This is a genomic window from Metallibacterium sp. (assembly GCF_054637675.1).
Genome location: NZ_JBTSRB010000007.1, coordinates 68006 through 90871, shown reverse-complemented (window position 1 = coordinate 90871; position 22866 = coordinate 68006). Strand labels below are relative to the sequence as shown.

At 65.8% G+C, this 22866-nt stretch carries 26 protein-coding genes; 14 read left to right on the top strand and 12 right to left on the bottom strand.

Annotation, left to right across the window (positions count from 1 at the left end):
• Positions 1-378, bottom strand: a 378-nt coding sequence (locus tag ACYDAT_RS04325) for a Y-family DNA polymerase (RefSeq protein WP_461448598.1), incomplete at its 3' end; no start/stop codon positions are given.
• Between the two features lie 132 nt (positions 379-510).
• Here ACYDAT_RS04325 and ACYDAT_RS04320 point away from each other — a divergent pair.
• The gene (locus tag ACYDAT_RS04320; protein ID WP_461439478.1) at positions 511-1116 is read left to right on the top strand and encodes an RnfABCDGE type electron transport complex subunit B; all 606 of its coding nucleotides are present in this window, start codon (positions 511-513) and stop codon (positions 1114-1116) included.
• Positions 1117-1165: 49 nt separating this feature from the next.
• On the opposite strand, the gene accD is transcribed toward ACYDAT_RS04320, so the two are convergent.
• From accD to prmB, 10 genes are all read right to left on the bottom strand, one after another.
• A complete protein-coding gene (gene accD, locus ACYDAT_RS04315; protein ID WP_461439477.1) occupies positions 1166-2041 on the bottom strand; it encodes an acetyl-CoA carboxylase, carboxyltransferase subunit beta in 876 nt (291 codons plus the stop codon).
• A 39-nt stretch (positions 2042-2080) separates the two neighbouring features.
• Positions 2081-2890: a tryptophan synthase subunit alpha gene (gene trpA, locus ACYDAT_RS04310; RefSeq protein ID WP_461448596.1), complete on the bottom strand. Its 810-nt coding sequence runs from the start codon at positions 2888-2890 to the stop codon at positions 2081-2083.
• A gap of 16 nt (positions 2891-2906) precedes the next feature.
• A complete protein-coding gene (locus tag ACYDAT_RS04305; RefSeq protein ID WP_461448594.1) occupies positions 2907-3389 on the bottom strand; it encodes a GNAT family N-acetyltransferase in 483 nt (160 codons plus the stop codon).
• A gap of 201 nt (positions 3390-3590) precedes the next feature.
• Positions 3591-4763: a tryptophan synthase subunit beta gene (gene trpB, locus ACYDAT_RS04300; RefSeq protein WP_461439479.1), complete on the bottom strand. Its 1173-nt coding sequence runs from the start codon at positions 4761-4763 to the stop codon at positions 3591-3593.
• Between the two features lie 28 nt (positions 4764-4791).
• The gene (locus ACYDAT_RS04295; RefSeq protein WP_461448592.1) at positions 4792-5427 is read right to left on the bottom strand and encodes a phosphoribosylanthranilate isomerase; all 636 of its coding nucleotides are present in this window, start codon (positions 5425-5427) and stop codon (positions 4792-4794) included.
• Positions 5424-6191 carry a tRNA pseudouridine(38-40) synthase TruA gene (truA, locus tag ACYDAT_RS04290; RefSeq protein ID WP_461448590.1) on the bottom strand — a complete coding sequence of 256 codons (768 nt, stop codon included), beginning with the start codon at positions 6189-6191 and terminating at the stop codon, positions 5424-5426. The genes ACYDAT_RS04295 and truA overlap by 4 nt, the downstream gene beginning before the upstream one ends.
• A gap of 84 nt (positions 6192-6275) precedes the next feature.
• Positions 6276-8402: a FimV/HubP family polar landmark protein gene (locus ACYDAT_RS04285; protein ID WP_461448602.1), complete on the bottom strand. Its 2127-nt coding sequence runs from the start codon at positions 8400-8402 to the stop codon at positions 6276-6278.
• 72 nt (positions 8403-8474) lie between these two features.
• The gene (locus ACYDAT_RS04280) at positions 8475-9503 is read right to left on the bottom strand and encodes an aspartate-semialdehyde dehydrogenase (RefSeq protein WP_461442014.1); all 1029 of its coding nucleotides are present in this window, start codon (positions 9501-9503) and stop codon (positions 8475-8477) included.
• Positions 9504-9610: 107 nt separating this feature from the next.
• A complete protein-coding gene (aroC, locus tag ACYDAT_RS04275) occupies positions 9611-10705 on the bottom strand; it encodes a chorismate synthase (RefSeq protein ID WP_461439470.1) in 1095 nt (364 codons plus the stop codon).
• Positions 10706-10752: 47 nt separating this feature from the next.
• The gene (gene prmB / locus ACYDAT_RS04270) at positions 10753-11673 is read right to left on the bottom strand and encodes a 50S ribosomal protein L3 N(5)-glutamine methyltransferase (protein ID WP_461448588.1); all 921 of its coding nucleotides are present in this window, start codon (positions 11671-11673) and stop codon (positions 10753-10755) included.
• A 147-nt stretch (positions 11674-11820) separates the two neighbouring features.
• On the opposite strand from prmB, the gene ACYDAT_RS04265 reads away from it, so the two are divergent.
• From ACYDAT_RS04265 to ACYDAT_RS04255, 3 genes are all read left to right on the top strand, one after another.
• On the top strand, positions 11821-12438 hold the full coding sequence (locus ACYDAT_RS04265; protein ID WP_461439468.1) for an SCO family protein: 618 nt from the start codon (positions 11821-11823) through the stop codon (positions 12436-12438).
• Complete coding sequence (asd, locus tag ACYDAT_RS04260) at positions 12438-13286, top strand: archaetidylserine decarboxylase (RefSeq protein WP_461448586.1); 849 nt, start codon at positions 12438-12440, stop codon at positions 13284-13286. The genes ACYDAT_RS04265 and asd overlap by 1 nt, the downstream gene beginning before the upstream one ends.
• Before the next feature lie 133 nt (positions 13287-13419).
• A complete protein-coding gene (locus ACYDAT_RS04255) occupies positions 13420-13839 on the top strand; it encodes a hypothetical protein (RefSeq protein WP_461439466.1) in 420 nt (139 codons plus the stop codon).
• Between the two features lie 183 nt (positions 13840-14022).
• Here ACYDAT_RS04255 and ACYDAT_RS04250 read toward each other — a convergent pair whose 3' ends face one another.
• The gene (locus ACYDAT_RS04250) at positions 14023-15873 is read right to left on the bottom strand and encodes a lytic transglycosylase (RefSeq protein ID WP_461439465.1); all 1851 of its coding nucleotides are present in this window, start codon (positions 15871-15873) and stop codon (positions 14023-14025) included.
• A 298-nt stretch (positions 15874-16171) separates the two neighbouring features.
• On the opposite strand from ACYDAT_RS04250, the gene greB reads away from it, so the two are divergent.
• Genes greB through ACYDAT_RS04200 form a run of 10 tightly spaced genes read left to right on the top strand, consistent with a single transcriptional unit; the run spans position 16172 to position 22863 of the window.
• Positions 16172-16687 carry a transcription elongation factor GreB gene (gene greB, locus ACYDAT_RS04245; RefSeq protein ID WP_461439464.1) on the top strand — a complete coding sequence of 172 codons (516 nt, stop codon included), beginning with the start codon at positions 16172-16174 and terminating at the stop codon, positions 16685-16687.
• Positions 16684-17178 (top strand): DUF3293 domain-containing protein, encoded by a 495-nt coding sequence (locus ACYDAT_RS04240; protein WP_461439463.1) that lies wholly within the window; start codon positions 16684-16686, stop codon positions 17176-17178. The genes greB and ACYDAT_RS04240 overlap by 4 nt, the downstream gene beginning before the upstream one ends.
• The gene (gene ccmA / locus ACYDAT_RS04235) at positions 17175-17816 is read left to right on the top strand and encodes a heme ABC exporter ATP-binding protein CcmA (RefSeq protein ID WP_461448584.1); all 642 of its coding nucleotides are present in this window, start codon (positions 17175-17177) and stop codon (positions 17814-17816) included. The genes ACYDAT_RS04240 and ccmA overlap by 4 nt, the downstream gene beginning before the upstream one ends.
• Positions 17813-18499 carry a heme exporter protein CcmB gene (ccmB, locus tag ACYDAT_RS04230; protein WP_461448582.1) on the top strand — a complete coding sequence of 229 codons (687 nt, stop codon included), beginning with the start codon at positions 17813-17815 and terminating at the stop codon, positions 18497-18499. Before ccmA ends, ccmB begins: the two co-directional genes overlap by 4 nt.
• The gene (locus tag ACYDAT_RS04225) at positions 18496-19254 is read left to right on the top strand and encodes a heme ABC transporter permease (RefSeq protein WP_461439460.1); all 759 of its coding nucleotides are present in this window, start codon (positions 18496-18498) and stop codon (positions 19252-19254) included. Before ccmB ends, ACYDAT_RS04225 begins: the two co-directional genes overlap by 4 nt.
• Positions 19247-19429 (top strand): heme exporter protein CcmD, encoded by a 183-nt coding sequence (gene ccmD / locus ACYDAT_RS04220; RefSeq protein ID WP_461439459.1) that lies wholly within the window; start codon positions 19247-19249, stop codon positions 19427-19429. Before ACYDAT_RS04225 ends, ccmD begins: the two co-directional genes overlap by 8 nt.
• Complete coding sequence (gene ccmE, locus ACYDAT_RS04215; RefSeq protein ID WP_461442021.1) at positions 19426-19890, top strand: cytochrome c maturation protein CcmE; 465 nt, start codon at positions 19426-19428, stop codon at positions 19888-19890. Before ccmD ends, ccmE begins: the two co-directional genes overlap by 4 nt.
• Positions 19887-21884 (top strand): heme lyase CcmF/NrfE family subunit, encoded by a 1998-nt coding sequence (locus tag ACYDAT_RS04210; RefSeq protein ID WP_461442022.1) that lies wholly within the window; start codon positions 19887-19889, stop codon positions 21882-21884. Before ccmE ends, ACYDAT_RS04210 begins: the two co-directional genes overlap by 4 nt.
• Entirely contained in the window at positions 21881-22432 is a 552-nt protein-coding gene (locus ACYDAT_RS04205) for a DsbE family thiol:disulfide interchange protein (protein WP_461448580.1), read from the top strand. The genes ACYDAT_RS04210 and ACYDAT_RS04205 overlap by 4 nt, the downstream gene beginning before the upstream one ends.
• Entirely contained in the window at positions 22429-22863 is a 435-nt protein-coding gene (locus tag ACYDAT_RS04200; protein WP_461442024.1) for a cytochrome c-type biogenesis protein, read from the top strand. Before ACYDAT_RS04205 ends, ACYDAT_RS04200 begins: the two co-directional genes overlap by 4 nt.
• The last annotated feature ends 3 nt before the right edge of the window (positions 22864-22866 follow it).

Here is a 22866-nt window from a genome sequence, read left to right as displayed (position 1 = left end):
GCTGGGCAACGCGTTGCGCGGCGCACTGACATCGAGATAAGCCTCATCCAGCGACAGCGGTTCAACCCGATCGGTATAGCGCGCGAAGATCGCGCGCACCTGCTGCGAGACGGCGCGATAACGCGCGAAGTCGGGCGCCACGAACACCGCCCTGGGACACAACCGCTCCGCGCGCAACGCCGGCATCGCCGAGCGCACGCCGAACACGCGCGCCTCGTAGCTGGCCGCGCATACCACCGCGCGCGGCCCGCGCCACGCCACCACCACCGGCCGCCCGCGCAGCGCGGGATCATCGCGCTGCTCGACGGATGCATAAAACGCATCCATGTCGACGTGGATGATCTTGCGCGAACCAATCGGCGCATGGATTGAATTCATCGGAGCGCATGCTCGCATGGCGCCGAACCTGTCGCAGCCCAGGCATCAACGCGTGATGCAACGATGTGACGCTGACTGCACAATGGAGCGCCTGCCCACTCCGACCCACACGGCGCATCGAGCGTACTCATCATGACTGCCGATTCCGTCCTCGCCGATCGCCTCGATGCGCTGCTGCCGCAGACGCAGTGCGGGCAATGTGGCTACGGCGGCTGCATGCCCTACGCCGAGGCGATGGCGCGTGGCGACACCGCGCACAACCGCTGCCCACCCGGCGGCAGCGCCACTATTGCCGCGCTGGCGAGCGCGCTCGGTCAATTGCCGCTGCCGCTGGATCCCGCATGTGGCGAGCACGAACCACGCACACTGATGTACATCCGCGAGGCCGAATGCATCGGCTGCACCAAGTGCATCCAGGCTTGCCCGGTCGATGCCATCGTCGGCGCAAGCAAGCGCATGCACACGGTGCTGAAAGCGCTATGCACCGGCTGCGAACTGTGCGTTGCGCCCTGCCCCGTGGATTGCATCGAGCTACTCCCGAACGTCTTGCCGCGCATGAGCGTTGCAGAATCGAACGCGGCACGGTTGCGTCATCGTGCGCGCCAGCAGCGCCTTGGCGAAGAACTCGTGCAGCAGACACAGCATGCCGCAACCAGCAGCGTCGACGGCGACGCGCTGGCGCTGGCGGCAGCGCTTGCACGCGCGCGCGCGCGGCGCGGCGGTGACAACAAGCCCTGAGGCAAGGCTACGCGGATCAGAACCAGCCCGCATGCAGGCGCAGGGCGGATCAGGCGCAGGCACGCGCCGGTTGGCGCTGCAGCAACGCTAGCAAATCGGCGATGCGCTGACGCTGCTGACGGCGATCCAGAATCATGTCGATGGCGCCGTGTTCGAGCAGAAACTCCGAACGCTGGAAACCCTCGGGCAACGTTTCGCGCACGGTCTGCTGGATCACGCGCGGTCCGGCGAAGCCGATCAGCGCCTTGGGCTCGCCGATGTTGATATCGCCCAGCATGCCCAGGCTGGCCGATACGCCGCCCGTGGTGGGATGCGTCAGCACCGAGACATACGGCAGCCCGGCCTCGCGCAGGCGCGCCAGCGCGGCCGAGGTCTTGGCCATCTGCATCAGCGACAGCAGGCCTTCCTGCATGCGTGCGCCGCCGGTGGCCGCGAAGCACACCAGTGGGCAATGCAGTTCCAGCGCATGCTCGGCAGCGCGGGCGAACTTTTCGCCCACCACCGAACCCATCGAGCCGCCCATGAAGGCGAACTCGAACGCCACCGCCACCAGAGGTTGTCCGCACAGGCTTCCGTGCATGGAAATCAGCGCGTCCTTTTCGCCAGTGGACTGCTGCGCGATACCGATGCGATCGCGGTATTTCTTGGAGTCGCGGAAACCCAGCGCGTCGACCGGTGTCACGCCGGCATCCAGTTCGCGGCTACCTTCGGCATCCAGAAACACGGACAGACGCATACGCGCCGACAGCAGGTGGTGATGGCTGCACTTGGGGCAGACCATCAAATTGCGCTCCAATTCGGGGCGATACAGCGCCGCGCCGCAGCCTGCGCATTTTTCCCAGACGCCCTCGGGCACCTTGCCGCGCGGTGCAGCGCGGCGCTCGCGCCGCGCGCTGCCGGGGACGAGTTTTTGCAACCAGCTCATGCGGTACTCCTGAAAAAGCGTGCGGATGCGGCCTGTGCGTCAGGCCGCCTTGCGCGCGTCCAGCGCGGCGCGAATCGGGGCGAGAAATGCGCGCGCGCGCGCGCCAACATCGGTGTCGCCGCCGCTGCCCTGCAAATACTCGACCAGCGCACTGCCGATCACCACGGCATCGGCGAAACTGGCAATGGCCAGCGCGCCGGCAGCATCCTTGACGCCGAAGCCGACCGCGACCGGCACCCGCGCCTGCTGGCGCAGCGCCTGTACTTGCGGAGCAATCGCCGCAGCGTCGGCGCGCGCCGCGCCGGTAACGCCCGTTATGGAAACAAAATACAGGAAACCCGAGGCGCGCGCGGCCAGATCGTGCGTGCGCGTGGCGCTGCTGGTCGGCGCCAGCAGACGGATCAGGTGCAAGTGTCGTGCCTGCATTTGCGCGCACAGCGCGGCATCGTCCAGCGGACTGTCCACCAGCAGCAGGCCATCGACGCCAGCGTTGGCGGCTTCCTCGGCAAAGTGCTCGACGCCGCGAATCTCGATCGGGTTGAGATAGCCCATCAGCACCAGCGGCGTGTGCGTGTCGTCGCGGCGAAAGGTGCGCACCATCTCCAGCACCTGCGTGAGTCCGATCTTGCGCGCCAGCGCACGCTCGTTGGCGCGCTGAATCACCGGACCATCCGCCATCGGATCTGAAAACGGCATGCCCAGCTCGATCAGATCCGCGCCGGCATCGACCAAGGCGTGCAGCAGCGGCACCATCGCCGCGGGGTCAGGATCGCCCGCAGTCACAAAGGGGATCAACCCGGTGCGCCCGGCGGCCTTGAGCTGTGCGAAGCGCTGGTCGATTCGATTCATGCGATCCGGATTCCACTCATCCCACGAGTTGCTTCGACATCACTGACACATCGGCTCCCAGGTATTCACGACGCTCGAGCAATGTCCATCCGAGACGGGCATACATCGCTGCCGTGCTGGGCGTGTAAAGGTACAGCGTTCTGAACCCTGTGGTACTCGCCTCTTGCTCAATACGATGGATCAGGGCCGCACCGAAGCCACAGCGACGCCACTGCGAAACGGCGTACACGCCTGCCAGCCAAGGTGTTCGATCTGCAGGCAGATCCATATCGTTTGCCACGAGCATCGCCGAGCCACACAGCTGACCTTTGATTGTCGCCACCACGGCTGTGGGGAGACCGCCGCGTTCGCAGCACAATCGCAGACGCCGTGTGCGCTCGGACAGGGTTTCCGAGGGTCGCAGAAAACCCCATTCCCGGAAGTGAAACGCAGCCAAAGCATCGACAAGATCGGCACGATCAGCGAGATACTCGATACACAGACCTGATCCGATACTCACGTGAGAACATCCATCAGCGCTGCCACGAGTTGGGCTTACCGGTCTGGCCTACGATGGGCTCGCCTCGCAAGACGCGTGGTTTTCGTCTGAAAGATCCTTCGCTGCGCTCAGGATGACAGCGTGTTTGCCTGCTCGCACCTCGCACCTCTCGTTCTCTTGCCTTTCCCGAGTCACAAGTCCCGACGCTCCCAGCTCCCTGCCTCAAAGCGCAATGCCTTCGCGCTGCGCGATGGTATGCACGTCCTTGTCGCCGCGGCCGGACAGATTGCACAGCACCAGCGCGTCACGCGGCAGTTCGCGCGCCAGCTTGATGGCCTGGGCCACGGCATGCGCTGATTCCAACGCGGCCAGAATGCCTTCGCTGCGCGCCAGATGATGAAAGGCTTGCATCGCCTCGACGTCGGTCACACCGACATACTCGGCACGGCCGGCGTCTTTCAGAAACGCGTGCTCGGGGCCGACGCCGGGGTAGTCGAGACCGGCCGAGATCGAGTGCGTCTCGGTGATCTGGCCATCGTCGTCGCACAGCACATAGGTGCGATTGCCGTGCAGCACGCCGGGGCGGCCGGCCGCCAGCGAAGCGGCATGGCGGCCACTGGCCAGTCCCTCGCCGGCGGCCTCGGCGCCGACGATGCGCACGTCGCGGTCATTGAGAAACGCATGGAACAAGCCGATGGCATTGGAGCCGCCGCCGACGCAGGCGGTCAGCGCATCCGGCAAGCGTCCGTATTCCGTCAGCATTTGCGCTCGCGCTTCGCGTCCGACGACGGCGTTGAAATCGCGCACCATCATCGGATACGGGTGCGGACCAGCCACCGTGCCGATGATGTAAAACGTGTCGCGCACGTTGGTCACCCAGTCGCGCAGCGCTTCGTTGAGTGCGTCCTTGAGCGTGCGCGAGCCGGAGCTGACCGGCACCACCGTGGCGCCCAGCAGCTTCATGCGGAACACGTTGATGGCCTGGCGCGCGATATCGGTCTCACCCATGTACACCACGCACTCGAGGCCTAGACGCGCAGCCACCGTGGCGCTGGCTACGCCGTGCTGGCCGGCGCCGGTCTCGGCGATGATGCGCGTCTTGCCCATGTGTCTGGCCACCATAGCCTGACCCACGGTGTTGTTGATCTTGTGCGCGCCGGTGTGATTCAGATCCTCGCGCTTGAGCAGGATCTGCGCGCCACCGACCTCGCGCGACAGACGCTGCGCGTGATAAATCGGACTGGGGCGACCGACGTAATGCTTGAGGTCGTGCGCAAGCTCAGCCTGGAACGCGGGATCATCGCGCAGCTTCAGATAGGTCGCGGTGAGCTCGGCCAGCGGCGCGATCAGGGTTTCGGCCACGTACACGCCGCCATAGGCACCAAAGCGGCCCATGGCATCGGGGTAGGCGTTGAAGTCGATCTCAGGCTCGGTCTTGCGCTGCGGTTTCACGATGAATCTCTCGGAAGAATTGCTGCAACTTGCGCGTATCCTTGATTCCGACGGCGCTTTCCACGCCGCTGGACACATCCACACCCCACGGTCGTGCAAAGCGCACAGCCCGCGCCACGTTATCCGCAGTCAGCCCGCCCGCCAAGAGCCACGGCGTGGTCAGTGGCGGCAACTGCGCCCAGTCGAAACCCTGGCCCTGCCCACCCAGTTCACCGATCGCGTGGCCATCAAGCACGAAACCGGCTGCATGTGGATACTGCGCCATGCGCGCGGGCACGTCACCCGCCTCGCGCATGGCCAAAGCCTTGAACCACGGCCGCCCAAAACCCGCGCAACATGCGTCGTCCTCGGCGCCGTGAAACTGCAGCAGATCCGGCCGCAGCGCCGCGCTGACCTCCATCACCTCGGCCGCCGGCGCATCCATGAATAGTGCGACGATGGCCACCAACGGCGGCAGCGCCGCGCGAATGGCCAAGGCCTGTGCAAGCGTAAGGCATCGCGGGCTGCGTGGCGTGAAAATCAGGCCGATGGCGTCCGCGCCCAGCGCTGCGGCGAGGCGCGCGTCCTCGGCGCGGGTGATACCGCAAATCTTGACGCGCGGCCTCATGCGCTGACCTCCTCGGGCAGGCCGAAAACAGCCGGATAGCGCGGCCCGATGAAAGTCAGGCCCTGCGGCGGCGCGGTCGGCCCGGACACGGTGCGCTCGCGGCCCTGCAGCAGATCACGCAGCCAGCACTCGGGCCGCTCGCCGCGACCGATCGGCAGCAGCGAGCCGACGATATTGCGCACCATGTGATGCAGGAACGCGTTGGCCTCGATGTCCACGATCACCTCATCCGCCACACGGTGTACATCGGCTTGCAGCAGCGTGCGCCGCGCGTGGCGCGCCTGACAGGCGAGTGCGCGGAAGGCCGAGAAATCGTGTTCGCCCAGCAGCTCCTGCGCGGCGCGATGCATGCGCTCGGCATCCAGCGGCGCGCGCTCCCAGGCCACGCGATCGTGCTCCAGAGCAGCGCGCGCGGTGCGATTGAGAATGCGGTAACGGTAGCGCCGCGAGGTCGCGCTGAAACGCGCATGAAACTCCGCAGTCACCGGCTGTGCCCAGCGCACCGCCACGCTCGCCGGCAGCACGCTGTTGGCGCCGAGCATCCACGCGCGCGGTGTGCGTGCGGCAACGGAATCGAAGTGCACCACTTGGCAGCGCGCATGCACGCGCGCATCGGTGCGCCCGGCGCAGGTCACCTCGAGCACGTGATTGGCCACGCGCGATAGCGCGGCCTCGACGGCAGCCTGCACCGACGCGCCATGGCTCAGGCGCTGCCAGCCGAGAAAAGCGTCCCCGGCGTACTCGATACCCAATGCGATGCGCATGGTTTCAATGCAACTCCTGCTGCTGGCGCGGGCCGAATTCCGCGCCGCTCAGCGCGTGCGCGAACCAGACCTGCACAGCTCCGCTCAATGCGCGGAATCCAGCAGCCGCTGCGCCTCGTCCTTCTGCAGCTGGCTGCCTTCGGCGAGCACTTCCTCGAGCATGGAACGCGCGCCTTCGCGGTCGCCCATGTCGAGATACGCGCGCGCCAGATCGAGTTTGGTATCGATGGGATCGCTGTCGAAACCGGAGCTGGCGCCAGTCATTGGCGCATAGGGATCCTCGAAGCCCTGCTCGACGTGCGCGTCCAACTGATGCAAGGGCGGCTGCGCCGCCGCCATGCCCGGCTCGGCGAGTTCGGGGGCGGATTCAGCCAGATCGAAAGCGGCGTCGAAAGAATCCGCGTGTGTCTCGGTCGCTGCGGCTGCGCTGGCAAAAAGAGCGTGCTGAGGGCGCAATTCGGCGCCCATGGTGACCACGGCCTGCCACTCGGCTGCGTCCGGATCATCGACTTGTACGTGCATGGCTTCGGCGGTGGCGACGAAGGCATCGGTATCGCTGCGCGCATACTGCAGGGAGGCCAGCTCCAGGTACAAACCCAGATCGTGCGGATGCTGCTGCAATTCGGTTTGCAGTTGCGCCTCGTCCTCGTCCGCGTGTCCGGCATCCGCAGACGCGCCGGCTTCAGCGTCTGCGAACATTGGTGCACCGGCCGCGAACTCGTCGGCCAGCGAGGCGCGCGGCGCGGGCGCCGGCTTACGCTTGCGGCCCAGCGTGAATCCGAGCAGCCCCAGCAGTATCACGATCGCGGCGCCACCCAGCACCATGGGCCGCATGTAGAACGGTGTTTCGACCTCGGGGAGCGGCCGGGACTTGACCACCGGCTTGAGCGCCGGCTTGGCGACCATGGTGGGTGGCGTGGCGGCGACGCTGGCTGCCGTTGCCGGCATTGCTATCGCCACGCTGCCCGCATGCACAGGTGCGCTGCTGCGGGTCACCGCCGGGGTGCCGGCTCGGGTCATCGCGCTGAGCGGACTGGCCGGTGTGGCGACTGCAGCCGCCTTGGCAATTGCGCTGGACTCGACTTGAGCCAGCTTGGCCTGCAATTGCGCGATTTCGTTGTTCTTCAGCGCCAGTAGTTTGGCGTTGTTGGTGGTGAGCTGCTGCAGTTGCTCGACGCGCGCCTTGAGATCCGCGCTGCTCATTTTTTCACTGGCCAGACTTTCCTCGGCACGTGCCAGATGCCGCTTGAGTCCGGCCACGGCGGCATCACCGGTACCACCCTTGACCCCGGCGCGGGTGACCGCCCCACCGCCGCGAGCGGGTGGCACCAGTTCAAGGCGTCCCCCAGAAGGCGCGAGGGCTTGCTGTGTCGGCGCTTGCGTGGCGGCTGCACTGGAGGCATTCAGCAGCGGCTGCGCGGCACGACCTCGCCAGTCCTCGATTTGCCGGCGCACCGCAGCGCTGGCCACCGTCGGAGGAATCGCACTGGCCGTGGCGGCGGACGGAATGCGCAGAATCGCGCCGCGCTTGAGTTCATTGATGTTGTCGTGGATGAAAGCCTGCGGATTTTCCTGTTGCAGCGCGCGCAGCATCTGGTCGATGCCCACACCGGTGGGCAAATTGCGCTGGGCGATGGCGTACAGCGTGTCGCCGCTGTGCACGGTGTAGCTGCCGTTGCCGGCGGAACTCGCCATCGCGCTCGATGGCATGCTCGTGCTGCTTGTGGTCGCGGGCGTCGCGGGCTGCGCTGCACCAGCGAAGGTATGCAAGCGCGCCGTGTGCGGTGCCGGTACCGCAACTGGCGCGCTACTGGCGAACCCTGGCGGATCGAGCAGTACCGTGTACTCGCGGATCAGCTTGCCGTTGGCCCAGCCTGCATCCAGCAGGAAATCGATGTAGGGATCACGCACCGGATCGGCCGTGGTCACGCGGATGGCCTTGCCGCCGTCGGGCGTGGTGATCACGGCGAACTGCAGCGGAATCGCCATCTGGTTGGTGCTGATGCCGGCGCGCTGATAATCGGCCGGCGAGGCGATGGCCAGATGCAGGCTCTTGGCTTCTTTCGCGTTATCAAGGCGCAACGGAATCTCGGCCAGCAGGGGCTGCCCCAGCGCCGATTTGACCTGGATCTGGCCCAGGCCCAACGCCAAGGCTTGCTGCGTGCCCAGTGCCAGTGCTACCGCAACAGCCAGCGATGCCACACGTTTCATCGTCAAGCCCCCAATCGATGGATGCCGGCGCCAACATGCGATGGCGCCTGAGCAAAGTGGCGCAACTTTAGATCAGATTGAGCTTTTCACCAAGATTTCCGCGATCTGCACGGCGTTGAGCGCGGCGCCCTTGCGGATGTTGTCGGCCACCACCCACAAGTCCAGTCCGCGCGGATGCGAGATGTCCTCGCGGATGCGACCCACGTAGACCGGATCGGTGCCCTGCGCATGCACGGCCGGTGTCGGGTAACCGCCATCGACGTGCTCGTCGATGACCACCACGCCCGGTGCCTGCTGCAGCAGCGCGCGCGCCGCCGCAGCCGTGATCTTTTCACGCGTCTCGATATGCACCGCCTCGGCGTGGCCGTAGAACACCGGCACGCGCACTGCGGTGGGGTTCACCTGGATGCTGTCGTCCTCGAGGATTTTGCGTGTCTCCCACACCATCTTCATTTCTTCCTTGGTGTAACCGTTGTCCTGGAACACGTCGATGTGCGGGATCAGATTGAAGGCGATGCGCTGCGGAAACCGACCCGGCTCGACCTCCTGAAAACTGAGCAGTTGCGCGGATTCGCGGCCCAATGCTTCCAGCCCCGAGCGCCCTGCCCCGGACACCGACTGGTATGTGGCCACGTTGATGCGCGTGATGCCCACGACGCGGTGGATCGGCGCCAGCGCCACCAGCATCTGCATGGTCGAGCAGTTGGGGTTGGCGATGATGCCGCGCGCGGTGTGTTGCGCGATGGCATGCGGATTGACCTCGCTGACCACTAGCGGGATGTCGTCCCGGTAGCGAAACTCGGCGGTGTTGTCGATGACCACCGCGCCCGCCGCCACCGCGCGTGGCGCATGTTCGCGGCTGACCGCGCCACCGGCGGAGAAGAACGCGATATCGACTCCGGCGAAGTCATAGTCGTTCAGCACGCGCACGTTGAGCGCGCGCGCGCCGAACTCGATTTGCCCACCGGCCGAGCGTTCGCTGGCCAGCGGGACCAGTTCGGAAATCGGAAATTTGCGCTCCGCAAGAATTTGCAGCAGCGTTTCACCGACAGCGCCGGTGGCACCGACCATGGCGACGATGTAGGTATTTTTCTTGCTCATATGGGACTCTGGGCTCAGCGGTGATCATGACGAAATATGCGAACACGATGGATCCTGATCGGAGCGCTGATCAGGCCGTGGGGAGTACGGATGATGATGCGTGATCCTCAGCCGCCCGGAATGCGCGGCGCGACCGGCCCGACATCACCACACTGCGCGCGATGCCGCAACGCCTGGTCCATCAACACCAGTGCCACCATGGCCTCGGCGATGGGCGTGGCGCGAATGCCCACGCAGGGGTCGTGGCGGCCCATGGTCGCGATTTCCACCGGTTCTCCACGCATGTTCACGCTGCGCCCGGGGATGCGGATGCTGGAAGTGGGCTTCAGCGCGATCGAGCAAGTCACATTCTGGCCGCTGCTGATGCCGCCGAGGATGCCGCCGGCGTGGTTGCTGGCAAAACCCCGCGGCGTCAACTCGTCGCGGTGCATGCTGCCGTGCTCGGCGATGGCGGCGAAGCCGTCGCCGATCTCGACGCCCTTGACCGCGTTGATGCTCATCAGCGCGGCGGCCAGTTCGGCATCGAGTTTGCCGTAGACCGGCTCGCCCCAGCCAGGCGGCACGCCTTCGGCCACCACGTTGACGCGCGCACCGACTGAATCGCCGGCCTTGCGCAGCGCGTCCATCGCGACTTCGAGTTCGGGCACCTGCGTGGCATCGGGCCAGAAGAAGGCGTTCCGCTCAACCGCGTCCCAGTCGAAGCCGCGCGGCGTGATCGCGCCGAGTTGCGCCAGATAACCGCGCACGCGCACAGCGTGCTTCTCGTCCAGCCATTTCCTGGCAATCACGCCGGCGGCCACGCGCATCGTGGTTTCGCGCGCCGAGCTGCGCCCGCCGCCGCGCGGATCGCGGATGCCGTACTTGTGCCAGTAGGTGTAATCGGCGTGCGCCGGGCGAAAGGTGTCGAGCAGGTCGTCGTAGTCGCGCGAGCGCGCGTCGCTGTTGCGAATCAGCAACGCGATCGGAGTGCCCGTGGTCAGGCCCTGATAAACGCCGGAGAGAATCTCGACGGCGTCTTCCTCGCGCCGCTGCGAGGTATGGCGCGTACGCCCGGTGGCGCGCCGCGCGAGGTCGGCGGCGAAATCCTCGGCGGCCAACAGCAGCCCCGGTGGGCAGCCATCGACCACGCAGCCGATGGCCGGGCCATGGCTCTCGCCAAAGGTGGTGACGGTGAGGAGTTTGCCGAAGGCGTTGCTGGACACGGGTGGGATGGGTCGGAAGTGGGGAGGGAAATAGGAAGTGCGGAAAATTATGCACGCGTGGCGGCGACAGAGTGGATTGCGGCGGCGTGTTCGAGCAATGCGGCGCGTTCGATCAGAAACACGCCCATGGGGCCGACCTTGAAATCCAGCCACAGCAGGGGCAGTCCGGGCAGCAACTCGGTCAGCGCGCGCTCGCTTTCGCCCACCTCGACGATCAGCAGCCCGTCCTCGCGCAAATGCTGCGGCGCGTCGCGCAGGATGCGCAGCGCCAGATCCAGCCCGTCGGCGCCCGCGGCCAGCCCCAATTTTGGCTCGTGCGCGTACTCGCCGGGCATGGCCGCGTATTCGCCGTCGGTGACATAGGGCGGATTGGACACGATCACGTCGTAACGCTGGCCCGTCAACGCCGAGAACAAATCGGATTGCAGCGCGCGCACGCGCTCCTCGACGTGCTGGAAGGCGATGTTCTCGCGCGCCAGCGCCAACGCATCCTCACTGATGTCGGCCAGATCCACTTGCCAGTCCGGATTGTGCACAGCCATGGCGATGCCGATGCAACCCGAGCCCGCGCACAAGTCCAGCGCGCGCGTGACCTCGCGCCCATCCAGCCACGGCGCGAAGCCGTTTTCGATCAGTTCGGCGATGGGTGAGCGCGGCACCAGCGCGCGCGCATCGGACTTGAACTTGAGCCCGGCGAACCAGGCTTCGCCCACCAGATACGCCACCGGAATGCGCTCGGCGATGCGGCGCTCGATCAGCGTCAGCACGCGCAGACGCTCCGCGCAAGTCAGCTGCGCCTGTGCGTAGGCCGGTGGCAAATCGGGCGGCAGATGCAGGCTGGCCAGCACCAGGTTCGTGGCTTCATCCAGCGCGTTGTCGTGGCTGTGGCCGAAGGTCAGGCCGGCTTCATCAAAACGGCTCGCCGCGTAGCGGATGAAGTCGAGCAAGGTGGCAAGCGCGTCGGTCACGGTGAGTCGCTGCGGTGGGCGCGCCAGTATAAGGTGGATTGGCGTGGCTCTCGGCGATTCGATCGGCGTTGCATGAAGGCCGCGGCGCGATATCCAGGACGCCCGCGCGGGTCCGATTGCACATGGTGGCATCGCTATACTGGCGCGATGAAACGAACCCTTGCGCAGCTCGCCGGCCTCGCGCTGACTCTGGCCATGCTGACCCTCGCCGGTTGCAACCAGCGCGCCGCGCCGCCGCCTGCGCTGGAGGTCGCGCAGTTGTTCCCGATGCCGCGCGATGTGCCCGCATTCACACTGACGCGCAGCGACGGCAAGCCACAGACGCGCGCGGACTGGAAAGGCCGCTACACACTGGTGTTCATGGGTTACACCAATTGCCCGGACGTCTGCCCGACCACGCTGCTGACGATGCACAGGATGTGGGCCGAACTGAAAAAGGCCGGTGTCCCCGACCAGGTCGCGGTCGAGTTCATCTCGGTGGATCCCAAGCGTGATACACCCAAGCGTCTGGCCGAGTACGTGCATGGGTTCGATCCGGCCTTTACCGGCGCGACCGACAGTGAGGCGCAGCTTGAAAAGCTCTCGAAGGCGCTGCTGCTGCCGTTCAAGATCGTGCCCGGCGCGCACGGCGGCTACAGCGTGGATCACAGCGCCACGGTGGCCATCATCGGGCCGGATGCGCGTGAGATCGGCGTGTTCATGCCGCCGCTGCACGCCGCGCCCATGGCCGTCGATTTGCAGCGCCTGGTCGCCTGGAAGCCCTGATGCGCTTTTCGGTAGTGGTGAGTCACATGCTGCCGCAGCACGCCTTGAGCGCGTTGGTGCGCGTGGCCGCGCGCTGGCGTTGGCGGCCGTGGAAGAATTGGCTGATCCAGCGCGTGGTACGCGGTTATGGTGTGGATCTGGCCGAGGCGGAAAGCGCCGATGTGGCCAGCTACATGCACTTCGATGCCTTTTTCACGCGCGCGCTCAAGCCCGGCGTACGCCCACTGGATGCCGATCCACGCAGCCTGCTGTGCCCGGCCGACGGGCGCATCAGTCAGGCCGGCGCGATTCGCAATGGGCGCATCGTGCAGGCCAAGGGCCGCGTTTATAGCGTGGCTGAACTGCTGGGCGATGCCGCCGCGACGCAGCGTTATGCCGAGGGCGGTTTCGTCAACGTCTACCTCTCGCCGCGCGACTATCACCGTGTGCACATGCCCTGTGCCGGGCGGCTAGTTGAGACGCTGCATATCCCCGGGCGATTGTTCAGCGTGGCTCCGGCCTCGGTCGCCGGAGTCGACCGGTTATTCGCGCGCAATGAGCGCCTGGTTTGCCACTTCGAGAGCGAGCATGGCCTGTTCGTGGTGATCATGGTCGGCGCGCTGCTGGTTTCGGGCATCTCCACGGTATGGGCGGGTCATGTCGTACCGCCGTATGCGCGTGCGCCGCAGCGCGTGCGCCACGCAGGACCGCAACTGGAAGCCGGCGCTGAAATGGCGCGCTTCCACATGGGCTCGACGGTGATCGTATTGTTGCCCGCGGGCGCGGCCAGCCTGCGGGCCAATCTGGTGCCCGAGCTGGCCGTGCGTATGGGGCAGCGGCTGGGCACATTGTCCAGCCCGGCCGACTGACCCGCCGCGTCACTTTGTGACACCAAGCGCATATACTTGCAATCGAGCCGTCTAGGCTGGCGCCCGCCGCCGCGGGCACCCGGGATCGGGAGATGGGGAGAGCACCATGCAGTTAGTCGCACGAGTCGTTGCCATGAGCCGGGCGCTGCGCTTGAGCCGCCAGTTGCGTCAAATCGAATCTGCAATCACGGACTTGTCCGCGCCCTTGCGCGACATCCTGGCCTCGCTCACCGTGAAGGAACTGGCCAATGCCGCGCGCGCCGAGTTTCCGCACTTGTACGGTTCAACGCCAGACAAGGTCTACCAGACATGGGGAGAAGGTGCCGACGTCGGCCTTGAGCGCGCGCGCTCGGACAACGCCCAGGTGCGCGTGCGTGGCATCGCGCTGTGGATCGCGGTGGTCTACCACGAGACCGAAAACGCCGATCACGCTGCCTTGATCAGCGTGCACAAACAGGTGTTGCGCCTGTTGCGCGTGATCAAGGAATCCGCCGGAGCCAAGCCCGGGGTCTACGCGCAGTGGGCCGCCGATGGTCGCGGCGAAGCAGCCTGAGACACCACTTGTCACTTGATCGGCGCGCGCGATCGGCGCCCCGGGGCAAGTCCCTCGTGAGTTTGCCGGAGCCAGAGGGCGCCGAGTCCGGCGCCAGTCCACTTGCAAGCTTGTTGCGCGGCAAGCCGTCCATGGTGTGCGGAAGATTTGAACGTGTTCAAACCTTGCGCACGCGGATTCCTCTCAACCGCGGCGGCAGGACGGCAGCCGCAACTCCATGCCGGCGGTGATCAGGTACGGCGCGCCCAATCCGTTCGCCTGCGCGATCGACGCCACATCCTGACAGCCAAAGCGCTGCGCAATGCCGTTCAAGGTGTCACCAGGCTGCACGTGATAGGTGCGCGCGGCCGCCACATCGCGCTGTGCCATGGTTCTGCAGGCCGGCACGCGCAGGTCCATGCCCGGCTTGATCATGTATGCCGGCGCGCTGAGATCATTGGCGCGCGCAATGTCCATGGGATCGGCACAACCGAAATGCTGCGCGATGCCGTTCAATGTGTCGCCCGGCTGCACGCGATAGCTGCGCGCGGCGGTCATATCGCGCTGCGGCATGCCCCCGCATGCTGGAACGCGCAAATCCATACCCGGCCTGATCATGTATGAAGGTGCGCGCAGATGATTGGCGCGCGCGATATCCAGCGGGTCCGCGCAACCAAGGTGCTGCGCGATGCCATTCAAAGTGTCGCCAGGGCGCACCTGGTAGCGCCTCACCGCAACCATTTCGCGGCGCGGCATGGGCGGCGCAGCCCAGACCGGCGGTGGCGCCGCTGCGTGCAAGGTGTCGGCCAATGCCGTCCAGCGGCTGTTGGGCGCGCACTCGGAGGCGTAAGCACCTTCCAATTGCTTGGGAATGCGCAAGCTCGTGCCGGCCGGCTGCACCGCCTGCGGATCGAGCTGCGGATTGAGGTTGCGCAGCGTGCGAAACCAGCCGTCCTGCATGCCTCCAGCCTGCCCCAGACACACGGTCAATTCGGATAGCGAAGCGGGGGCCAGCAGGCTGACCTGACCTGGCACGCCGTCGATCCGCGGAAACTTGAGGTTGTAGCGATCCGGATGCAGAAACAGCCACGCCGCAGCCAGCACCATGGGCACATATTCGCGGGTTTCCGGCGGTAGCGCGTTGTAGACCTGCGGCGACCAGAAGCTGGCATCCGCGGGACCTGCCAAGCGCCCGATGAAGCCCGGGCCGCCGTTGTAAGCTGCCAGCGTCAATTCGAGATTGTCATTGAACGCCTTCAATTGCTGGTTGATGAACTCGGCATTGGCCAGCGCCTCCATGCGCGGATCGAAACGCTGATCAAAGCCATTGACCACCTTGAGGCCATATTGCGCGGCGGTCGCCGGCATGAATTGCAGCGGACCGGCAGCACCGGCGCGCGACACCGCGTGCACCTTGCCCGCCGATTCCTTGGCCATGATGCCGAACAGCAGCGCCTCGGGCAGGCCGGCCTTGTGATACGCGGGCTCCATTTCGGCGCGCAGGAACTGGTAATTGACGAAGCTCGACATCAGTTGGCCGCGCATCTGCGTCAGCCATTCCTCGATGGCGGCCTTGACCGCATCGTTGTTGGCGACCAGATCCGACAAACCGCCGTTTTTCAGCAGCGCCACCGCACGCTGCGACTGCGGCACGACTTGCAGCACCGGCGAGGACTCTCCGGCCAGTGCATCGGCATCGGTGCCAACCAGCGCGGCGCGATCACCGCCGACGTGCTCGCGCAAATGCATCATGTGATCGTAGGTGGCGCTGACGCGCTGCATGTCGCAGCCCGGCGTGCCGGCACAAGACTGCGCCGCAGTGGAAACCTGATCGAGCGCATTGAGAATGGCCTGCCCGGCACCGGGGTCATCGCGATGCTGCGCGGCCAGCGCAGCCTGATACGACCGCACGCCCTGATCCAGTGCGGTGTAGATGGCGCCGACCTTGCTCGCGCCCACCTGCGCTATGTTGCCAGACGCGCCTTGCACCGGGCTATTGACGCTGGCGCAACCCGACAATGCCACTGCAATGAGTGCAGCCAACGTGATCGTCATGCCAGAACTGCGGTATCGGATTGCCACGTCGTACCACTCCGCATCGAATGCAATGCGCGCACGGTAGCCGTGCGCGCGATTCAGCTCAAGCTCCGGATGGAGGTTTTGCGCAACCTGGCAGCGCGGCACACGGACACGTGCCGGCCGTGGGTGCGGGGCTAGAATCGAAACCCAAGGAGATACGTCATGGCAGCGAAAACGGATCACGGCTTCGTGGGAAACTCATCGGGCAGGCAATTGCCGCGCGGCTTGCCGAGTTCGCTCGCACGCGGTCGCTGAGCGGCATCGAGCCAGGCCCATGAGTCGCTGGCGTCCGCCACAACCAGGCTCCACCGCAGTGATCACGCGCGCTGGATTCGAGTCGCTGCGCGCTGAATTGGACGATCTCTGGCATCAGCGTCGGCCCGAGGTGGTGCGTGCACTGGCCGCAGCGGCAGCCGAGGGTGACCGCTCGGAGAACGCCGAATACACCTATCGCAAGAAGCAACTGGGTGAAATCGATAGGCGCGTGCGTTATCTGAGCAAACGCCTGCCCGTGCTGCGCGTGATCGAACAGCCCCCGACGCGCACCGACACGGTGTACTTCGGGGCCTGGGTGCGGCTTGAAGACGAGGAAGGCGCGCGCCACGACTACCGCATCGTCGGACCCGATGAGATCGACCCGGCGCGTTGCTGGATCAGCATCGATTCGCCGCTGGCGCGGGCGCTGCTGGGCAAGCGCGTCGACGACAGCGCCGAAGCCATACTGCCCAGCGGCGCGCGCCGCTTTGCAGTACGCATGATCAGCTATGCGCCGAAGTCCGAGTCAGCGTGAGCGCAGCCACGCCAGCGCCATGGGAAGCGTATTGCGCCGCGCATTACGTGGTGCGCATGCCGGGCGGCGCGCGCATCATGCTGCGGCCTGATGTCGCACCCCATGCGTCCTTGTGTTCGTGGCTGGGTGTCGATAAATCGTGGGCCATGCTCACAGCATGGAACCCGCGATCAGAGCCCTGCCCCGCGGCCGACAATCGTGCCGCGACGCGCGCGTTGCGCACTGCATTGACGCGGCGTTTTCCCGCCGCGCGCTGGCTGCCAGCGCAGAGCGCAGCGCCCGATGGGCAGTGGCGCGAGGTGCAGTTGCTGGTCGCGGGCGCGGCGCGGCATGCATTGGCGATCTTGGCCTGGCGCTTCGGACAGATCGCCATCCTTGACGGCCGCTGTGGCGGTCGCGTACGCCTGCGGCGACTGGACACCGGGCTCGGTGCGCGGCTGGCGCGCATGGACAGCGACGCGGCGGCATGGGCAGAATCCGCGGTCGCATGACCCCCGCCCTCGCCAGCAGCACGCCCCTGATGATCGAAGCCCGCGGGCTGGGCTTCGCGCGCCGCGACGAGGGCGTGTTCGGGCCGCTGGACTTTGCCTTGAGCGGCGGCGAGATCGGTTTGATCGAAGGCGACAACGGCAGCGGCAAGACCACGCTGCTGCGCGTGCTGGCCGGCCTGCTGCGGCCGAGCTTCGGCACGGCGCAGGTGTTGGGCGCGGAGCCGGGCAGCGAAACGGCGCGCGAAGGTACCGCCATCATGGGCCATCTGCTGGGTTTGAAAGCTGATTTGAGCGCGCTGGAGAATCTGCGCATCGGCATGGGGCTGTATGGACACAAGCCGGCGCCTGGGCCGTTTGTGATGCTGACGCAAGTTGGTCTGGAGGGTTACGCAGACGAGCCGGTGCGCAGTCTTTCGGCGGGGCAGAAAAAGCGCGTCGCGCTGGCGCGTCTGGCGCTGCTGCCGGCACGGCTGTGGTTGTTGGATGAGCCTTACGCCAATCTCGATCGCCACGGCATCAACCTGGTCAATGATCTGCTCACCGCTCATGCCGCGGCAGGTGGCACGGCGTTGGTCACCAGCCACGGTGCGGTGAATTTTCACCAGGGCGTGACCTGCACCGTGCGGTTGACGGCATGAGCGCGACCAGCCTCGGCGGCGCATTTCGCACGATGCTGGTACGCGATCTGTTGCTGGCCTGGCGTCGGCGCGGTGATGCCATGCTGCCGGTGCTGTACGCGATCATCGTGGCCACGTTGTTCCCGTTTGCGCTGGGTCCCGAGCACGCGCTATTGGCGCGCATCGCCGGTGGCGTGGTGCTGGTGACGGTACTGCTGGCCATGCTGCTGGCACTGGACAACGTGTTTCGAGGTGATCTGGACGACGGCGCGCTGGAGCAGATGCTGTTGGCGCCGCAGCCGTTGTCCTTGCTGCTGGCCGCGCGCATGCTGGCGTACTGGCTGGTGACGGCGTTGCCGTTGTTGCTGGTGGCGCCCGTGCTGGCCTACATGCTGGGGTTGGAACCCGCCGCACAGCCGGTGTTGCTGCTGGCGCTGTTGCTGGCGACTCCGTTACTGGCACTGCTCGGAATCGTATTGACCGCGCTCACGGCCGGTACACGGCGCTCTGGTATGCTTTTGTCGCTGATGTTGTTGCCATTGGCCGTTCCGATCGTGATCTTCGCCGCCGGTGCCGTGGGCGCCGCGCAACAAGGATTGCCGTGGATCGCGCCCTTGGCTTGGTTGGCGGCGGCGCTTGCCCTCGCCTTGGTTCTGGCTCCGCTGGCCTGCGCCACGGCATTGCGTATCGCGCTGGATACATGAACGCTTTCAAGCTCTGGTACCACAAGCTCGGTTCGCCGCCGTATTTCTACGTCTTCGCCGGCTACATCCAGCCTTGGCTGTGGACGATCGCGTTGCTGTTGGCCGCAGTGGGTTTGTATGGCGGGCTGGTGCTGGCGCCACCGGATGCACTGCAGGGCGATGCGTTTCGCATCATTTTCGTGCACGTGCCCGCGGCGTGGATGAGTTTGTTCGTATACGGCGTGATGGCGGTGTCGGCCTTTGTTGCCGTGATCTGGCGCCCGAAGATGGCCGAGGTGCTGGCCATGGAGTCGGCGCCGATCGGCGCGGCGTTCACCTTGATCGCGCTGATCACCGGCTCGCTGTGGGGCAAACCGATGTGGGGCACCTACTGGACGTGGGATGCGCGCCTGACCTCCGAATTGGTGCTGTTTTTCATCTATCTGGGCATCATCGGCCTGTATCACGCCTTCGACGACCCCCGCCAAGGCGCGCGCGCGGCGTCGTTTCTGGCCATGATCGGCGCGGTCAATCTGCCCATCGTGCATTACTCGGTGGTGTGGTGGAATACGCTGCACCAAGGCACCACGGTGCACTATTTCGGCCCCTCATCCATCGCCCCATCCATGCTGTGGCCGCTGCTGCTGATGACGATTGCCGCCAAGTTTTATTATGGCGCCAGCCTGATGGGTCGCTCGCGCGTCGCGCTGCTGAGCCTGGAGCGCGGCAAGGACTGGGTGGCCGATGAAGTCCGTGGAGACGCTGCGCATGGATAAGTTCCTCGCCATGGGCGGCTTCGCCCTGTATGTGTGGCCGGCGTACGCCGCTTTTTTTGTCATCCTTGCGGGCGATGTGCTGGCCACCGTCGTACGCCGCCGCCGCGTGTTGCGCGAACTGCGCGGCCGCCTCGCCCGTCAAGGCACCCGTCGCCGCCCGAGGGTATCCACATGAGACCGCTCCGCCGCCGCCGCATCATTCTGGTTGCGCTGATCCTAGGGGCCGTGGCATTGGCCACCAGCGCCATGGTCTATGGCCTCTCGCAGAACATGAATTACCTGTTCACGCCCAGCCAGGTCCTGGCCGGCAGAGCCAGCCACTACCGCAGCTTCCGACTGGGTGGCATGGTCGTTGACGGTTCGATCCAACATGATCAGCACTCCCTGCTGGTCGATTTCACCGTGACCGATGGCGACCACACCATGCCGGTGCAATACACCGGCATCCTGCCGGATCTGTTCCGCGCCGGACAGGCGGTGATCGCCACCGGGAGCTTGCACCATGGCGTGTTCGTGGCCAGCGAAGTGCTGGCCAAGCACGACGCCACCTACATGCCGCGTGAGCTGAAGCAGGCCATGGCCCAGGCACACGCCAAGCACCATGTCGAATTGCCCGCCGCTGAGGTCACGCCATGATTCCCGAATTGGGCCAGATGGCCCTGATCCTGGCGCTGCTGCTGGCCGCCGTGCAGGCCGTGTTCCCACTGCTGGGCGCGTGGCGCGGCTCGCCGGCGCTGATCCGCATGGCACGCCCGGCCGCGGCCGGACAATTCGTGTTCGTGGCACTGGCCTATGCCGTGCTCACGCACGCGTTCCTGGTGAATGATTTCTCGGTGGCCTATGTCGCGCAGAACTCCAATCTCACCCTGCCTTGGTATTACCGCCTGTCGGCGGTGTGGGGCGCGCATTCGGGTTCGTTGCTGCTGTGGGTGATGATCCTGAATTTGTGGACGCTGGCCGTGGCGATTTTTTCGCGGCGCCTGCCCGAGGTATTCGCCGCGCGCGTGCTGGGCGTGATGGGCTTGGTGAGCGTGGGCTTTCTTGCATTCATGGTGATCACCTCCAATCCGTTCCTGCGCCTGCTGCCAGCGCCGGCCAACGGCATGGACCTCAACCCGGTGCTGCAAGATCCCGGTCTGGTGATCCATCCGCCCATGCTGTACATGGGCTATGTCGGCTTCTCGGTGGCTTTTGCCTTCGCCATCGCGGCACTGCTGGGCGGCGCACTGGACGACATCTGGGTGCGCTGGGCGCGCCCATGGACCAATGCCGCGTTCGGATTTCTTTCGGCCGGCATCGTGCTGGGTAGCTGGTGGTCCTACGCCGAGCTGGGCTGGGGCGGCTGGTGGTTCTGGGATCCGGTCGAGAACGCCTCGTTCATGCCGTGGCTGGTGGGCGCGGCGCTGATCCATGCGCAAGCCGTCACCGAAAAGCGTGGCGGGCTGCGCGCATGGACCTTGTTGCTGTCGATCTTTGCATTCTCGCTGTCGTTGCTGGGTACGTTCCTGGTGCGCTCGGGTCTGCTGACCAGCGTGCACGCCTTCGCCTCGGACCCGCGCCAGGGCGCCTACCTGCTGATCCTGCTGGCGATCGCCATCGGTGGCTCACTGCTGCTGTATGCGCTGCGCGCGCCCAAGGTCGTCGGCGGCAAGCCCTTCGCGCTGGCCTCGCGCGAAACACTGATCGTGATCGGTAATCTGATGTTCGTGGTCAGCAGCGCCATGGTGCTGATCGGCACGCTGTATCCGATCATCGGCGATGCGCTGCACCTGGGCCGCGTGTCGATTGGGCCACCTTACTTCGGGCCGTTGTTCATCGTGATGATGGCGCCGATCGTGCTGCTGCTGCCGTTCGGGCCTTTTGCGCGCTGGGGCCGCGCGGATCTGCGCGAATGGAAGCGCGTCGGCATCATCAGCGCGCTGGCGGCGATCTTCGGTGGCGGCTTGTTCGCGTGGGCGGCCAGCGGCGGCATGCCGACCTGGCAGGCATGGCTGGGCGGTATTTCCTCGGCCTGGGTGTTCGCCGGCGTGGCGCAATACGCGTGGAAGCGCTGGACCACGGTGCGCGCCGGGCGCCGCTATCCGGCCGAACTCGCGGGCATGCTGCTGGGCCATTTCGGCGTCGGCGTGTTCCTCGCCGGTGCGTTGCTCACCAACAGCCTGAGCGTGGAACGCGATGTGCGCCTGGCGCCCGGACAAAGCGCGCAAATCGGCAGCTACAGCTATCAATTCGATGGGGTCATCGACGTACGCGGTCCGAACTGGATCGCGCATCAAGGCACTGTCGTGGTCAGCCAGGACGGTCACAAGGTGGCCGTGCTGCATCCGCAAAAACGCGAGTATTCCGGCGGCATCGTGCAGACCAAAGCCGCGGTCAGCGCCGGACTGTTCCGCGATTTGTACGTGGCCCTGGGCGAGGGCCTCGGCACACACGGCGCCTGGGCACTGCGTTTGTACGACAAACCCTTCGTGCGCTGGGTGTGGCTGGGCGGTTTGTTCATCGCGTTGGGTGGATTCGTGACCCTGCTCGACCGCCGCTTCCGCGTGCGCGTGCGCGATGCCGCCTCCGACGAAGACGCGGGTGGCGAGCAGACATCGACACTGCGCAAGCTGCGTGAGGCCAACGCGTGAAGCTGTATCTGCCGTTGCTCGGATTTCTGGCGGTGGTTGGGCTGTTCGGTTTTGGCCTGTGGTGGAACAGCGGCCACAACACCACACTGGTGCCCTCGCCATTGATCGGCAAGCCGGCCCCGGACTGGAAGCTGCCGCTGCTGTACCAGCCCACGCAGACGCTGGACAAGACCGCCATGCTCGGACGTCCCTACGTCATCAACGTATTCGCCAGTTGGTGCTACGTGTGCGGCGACGAGGCACCGGTGCTGATGGCCTGGGGCCATGATCTGGGCGTGCCACTGATCGGCTATGACTACCGGGACAAGCGCGCCGATGCGCTGGCCTGGCTGGGCAAGCATGGCGATCCGTACACGCAGGTAGTCGCCGACGAAAGCGGGAGAACGGCGCTCAATTTCGGCGTGTACGGCGCGCCCGAAACCTACCTGATCGATGCACAAGGCATCATCCGCTGGAAGCACATCGGCCCGCTCACGCCCGGGGTGATCCGCGACAAGCTGCTGCCGCAACTGCGCAAACTGGGCGTGCGGCCCAAGGCGGCCGCATGACGCGCTGGCTGCGTTTTGCCGTGCTCGGATTGATGCTTGGTGTGGCTTTTGCGGCCACCGCCATCGACGCGCTGCCGTTCAAGAACACCGCACAGGAAGTGCGTTTTCAGAACCTCACCCGACAGTTGCGCTGTCTGGTTTGTCAAAACGAGGATCTGGCTGATTCCAACGCCAAGCTGGCCCAAGACCTGCGCCTGGTGATCTTCCAGCAGATGCAGGCCGGACGCAGCGATGCGCAGATCAAGCAATGGCTGGTCGATCGCTACTCCGATTACGTGCTGTACAAACCGCCGCTGAAGCCCTCGAACTACGCGCTGTGGTTCGGGCCTTTCGTGGTGCTGCTGCTGGGCGCGCTTGGTGTCGTGATTTATCTGCGCCGTCGTGCGCAGCCGCAAATGGCCTCCGCGCCTGATGAGGAAGAAGACTGGTGAATG

Excerpts from the sequence above, each read along its gene's own strand:
- ACYDAT_RS04255 (WP_461439466.1), top strand. The coding sequence starts at position 13,420 with ATGAGCCGGGCGCTGCGCTTGAGCCGCCAGTTGCGTCAAATCGAATCT.
- trpB (WP_461439479.1), bottom strand. The coding sequence starts at position 4,763 with ATGGGCCGCTTTGGTGCCTATGGCGGCGTGTACGTGGCCGAAACCCTG.
- ACYDAT_RS04250 (WP_461439465.1), bottom strand. The coding sequence starts at position 15,873 with ATGACGATCACGTTGGCTGCACTCATTGCAGTGGCATTGTCGGGTTGC.
- ACYDAT_RS04280 (WP_461442014.1), bottom strand. The coding sequence starts at position 9,503 with ATGAGCAAGAAAAATACCTACATCGTCGCCATGGTCGGTGCCACCGGC.
- asd (WP_461448586.1), top strand. The coding sequence starts at position 12,438 with ATGCGCTTTTCGGTAGTGGTGAGTCACATGCTGCCGCAGCACGCCTTG.
- ACYDAT_RS04285 (WP_461448602.1), bottom strand. The coding sequence starts at position 8,402 with ATGAAACGTGTGGCATCGCTGGCTGTTGCGGTAGCACTGGCACTGGGC.
- ACYDAT_RS04200 (WP_461442024.1), top strand. The coding sequence starts at position 22,429 with ATGACGCGCTGGCTGCGTTTTGCCGTGCTCGGATTGATGCTTGGTGTG.
- trpA (WP_461448596.1), bottom strand. The coding sequence starts at position 2,890 with ATGAATCGAATCGACCAGCGCTTCGCACAGCTCAAGGCCGCCGGGCGC.
- ccmE (WP_461442021.1), top strand. The coding sequence starts at position 19,426 with ATGAGACCGCTCCGCCGCCGCCGCATCATTCTGGTTGCGCTGATCCTA.
- ACYDAT_RS04225 (WP_461439460.1), top strand. The coding sequence starts at position 18,496 with ATGAACGCTTTCAAGCTCTGGTACCACAAGCTCGGTTCGCCGCCGTAT.
- truA (WP_461448590.1), bottom strand. The coding sequence starts at position 6,191 with ATGCGCATCGCATTGGGTATCGAGTACGCCGGGGACGCTTTTCTCGGC.
- ccmB (WP_461448582.1), top strand. The coding sequence starts at position 17,813 with ATGAGCGCGACCAGCCTCGGCGGCGCATTTCGCACGATGCTGGTACGC.
- ccmD (WP_461439459.1), top strand. The coding sequence starts at position 19,247 with ATGGATAAGTTCCTCGCCATGGGCGGCTTCGCCCTGTATGTGTGGCCG.
- ACYDAT_RS04295 (WP_461448592.1), bottom strand. The coding sequence starts at position 5,427 with ATGAGGCCGCGCGTCAAGATTTGCGGTATCACCCGCGCCGAGGACGCG.
- ACYDAT_RS04320 (WP_461439478.1), top strand. The coding sequence starts at position 511 with ATGACTGCCGATTCCGTCCTCGCCGATCGCCTCGATGCGCTGCTGCCG.
- accD (WP_461439477.1), bottom strand. The coding sequence starts at position 2,041 with ATGAGCTGGTTGCAAAAACTCGTCCCCGGCAGCGCGCGGCGCGAGCGC.
- ccmA (WP_461448584.1), top strand. The coding sequence starts at position 17,175 with ATGACCCCCGCCCTCGCCAGCAGCACGCCCCTGATGATCGAAGCCCGC.
- ACYDAT_RS04265 (WP_461439468.1), top strand. The coding sequence starts at position 11,821 with ATGAAACGAACCCTTGCGCAGCTCGCCGGCCTCGCGCTGACTCTGGCC.
- ACYDAT_RS04210 (WP_461442022.1), top strand. The coding sequence starts at position 19,887 with ATGATTCCCGAATTGGGCCAGATGGCCCTGATCCTGGCGCTGCTGCTG.
- greB (WP_461439464.1), top strand. The coding sequence starts at position 16,172 with ATGAGTCGCTGGCGTCCGCCACAACCAGGCTCCACCGCAGTGATCACG.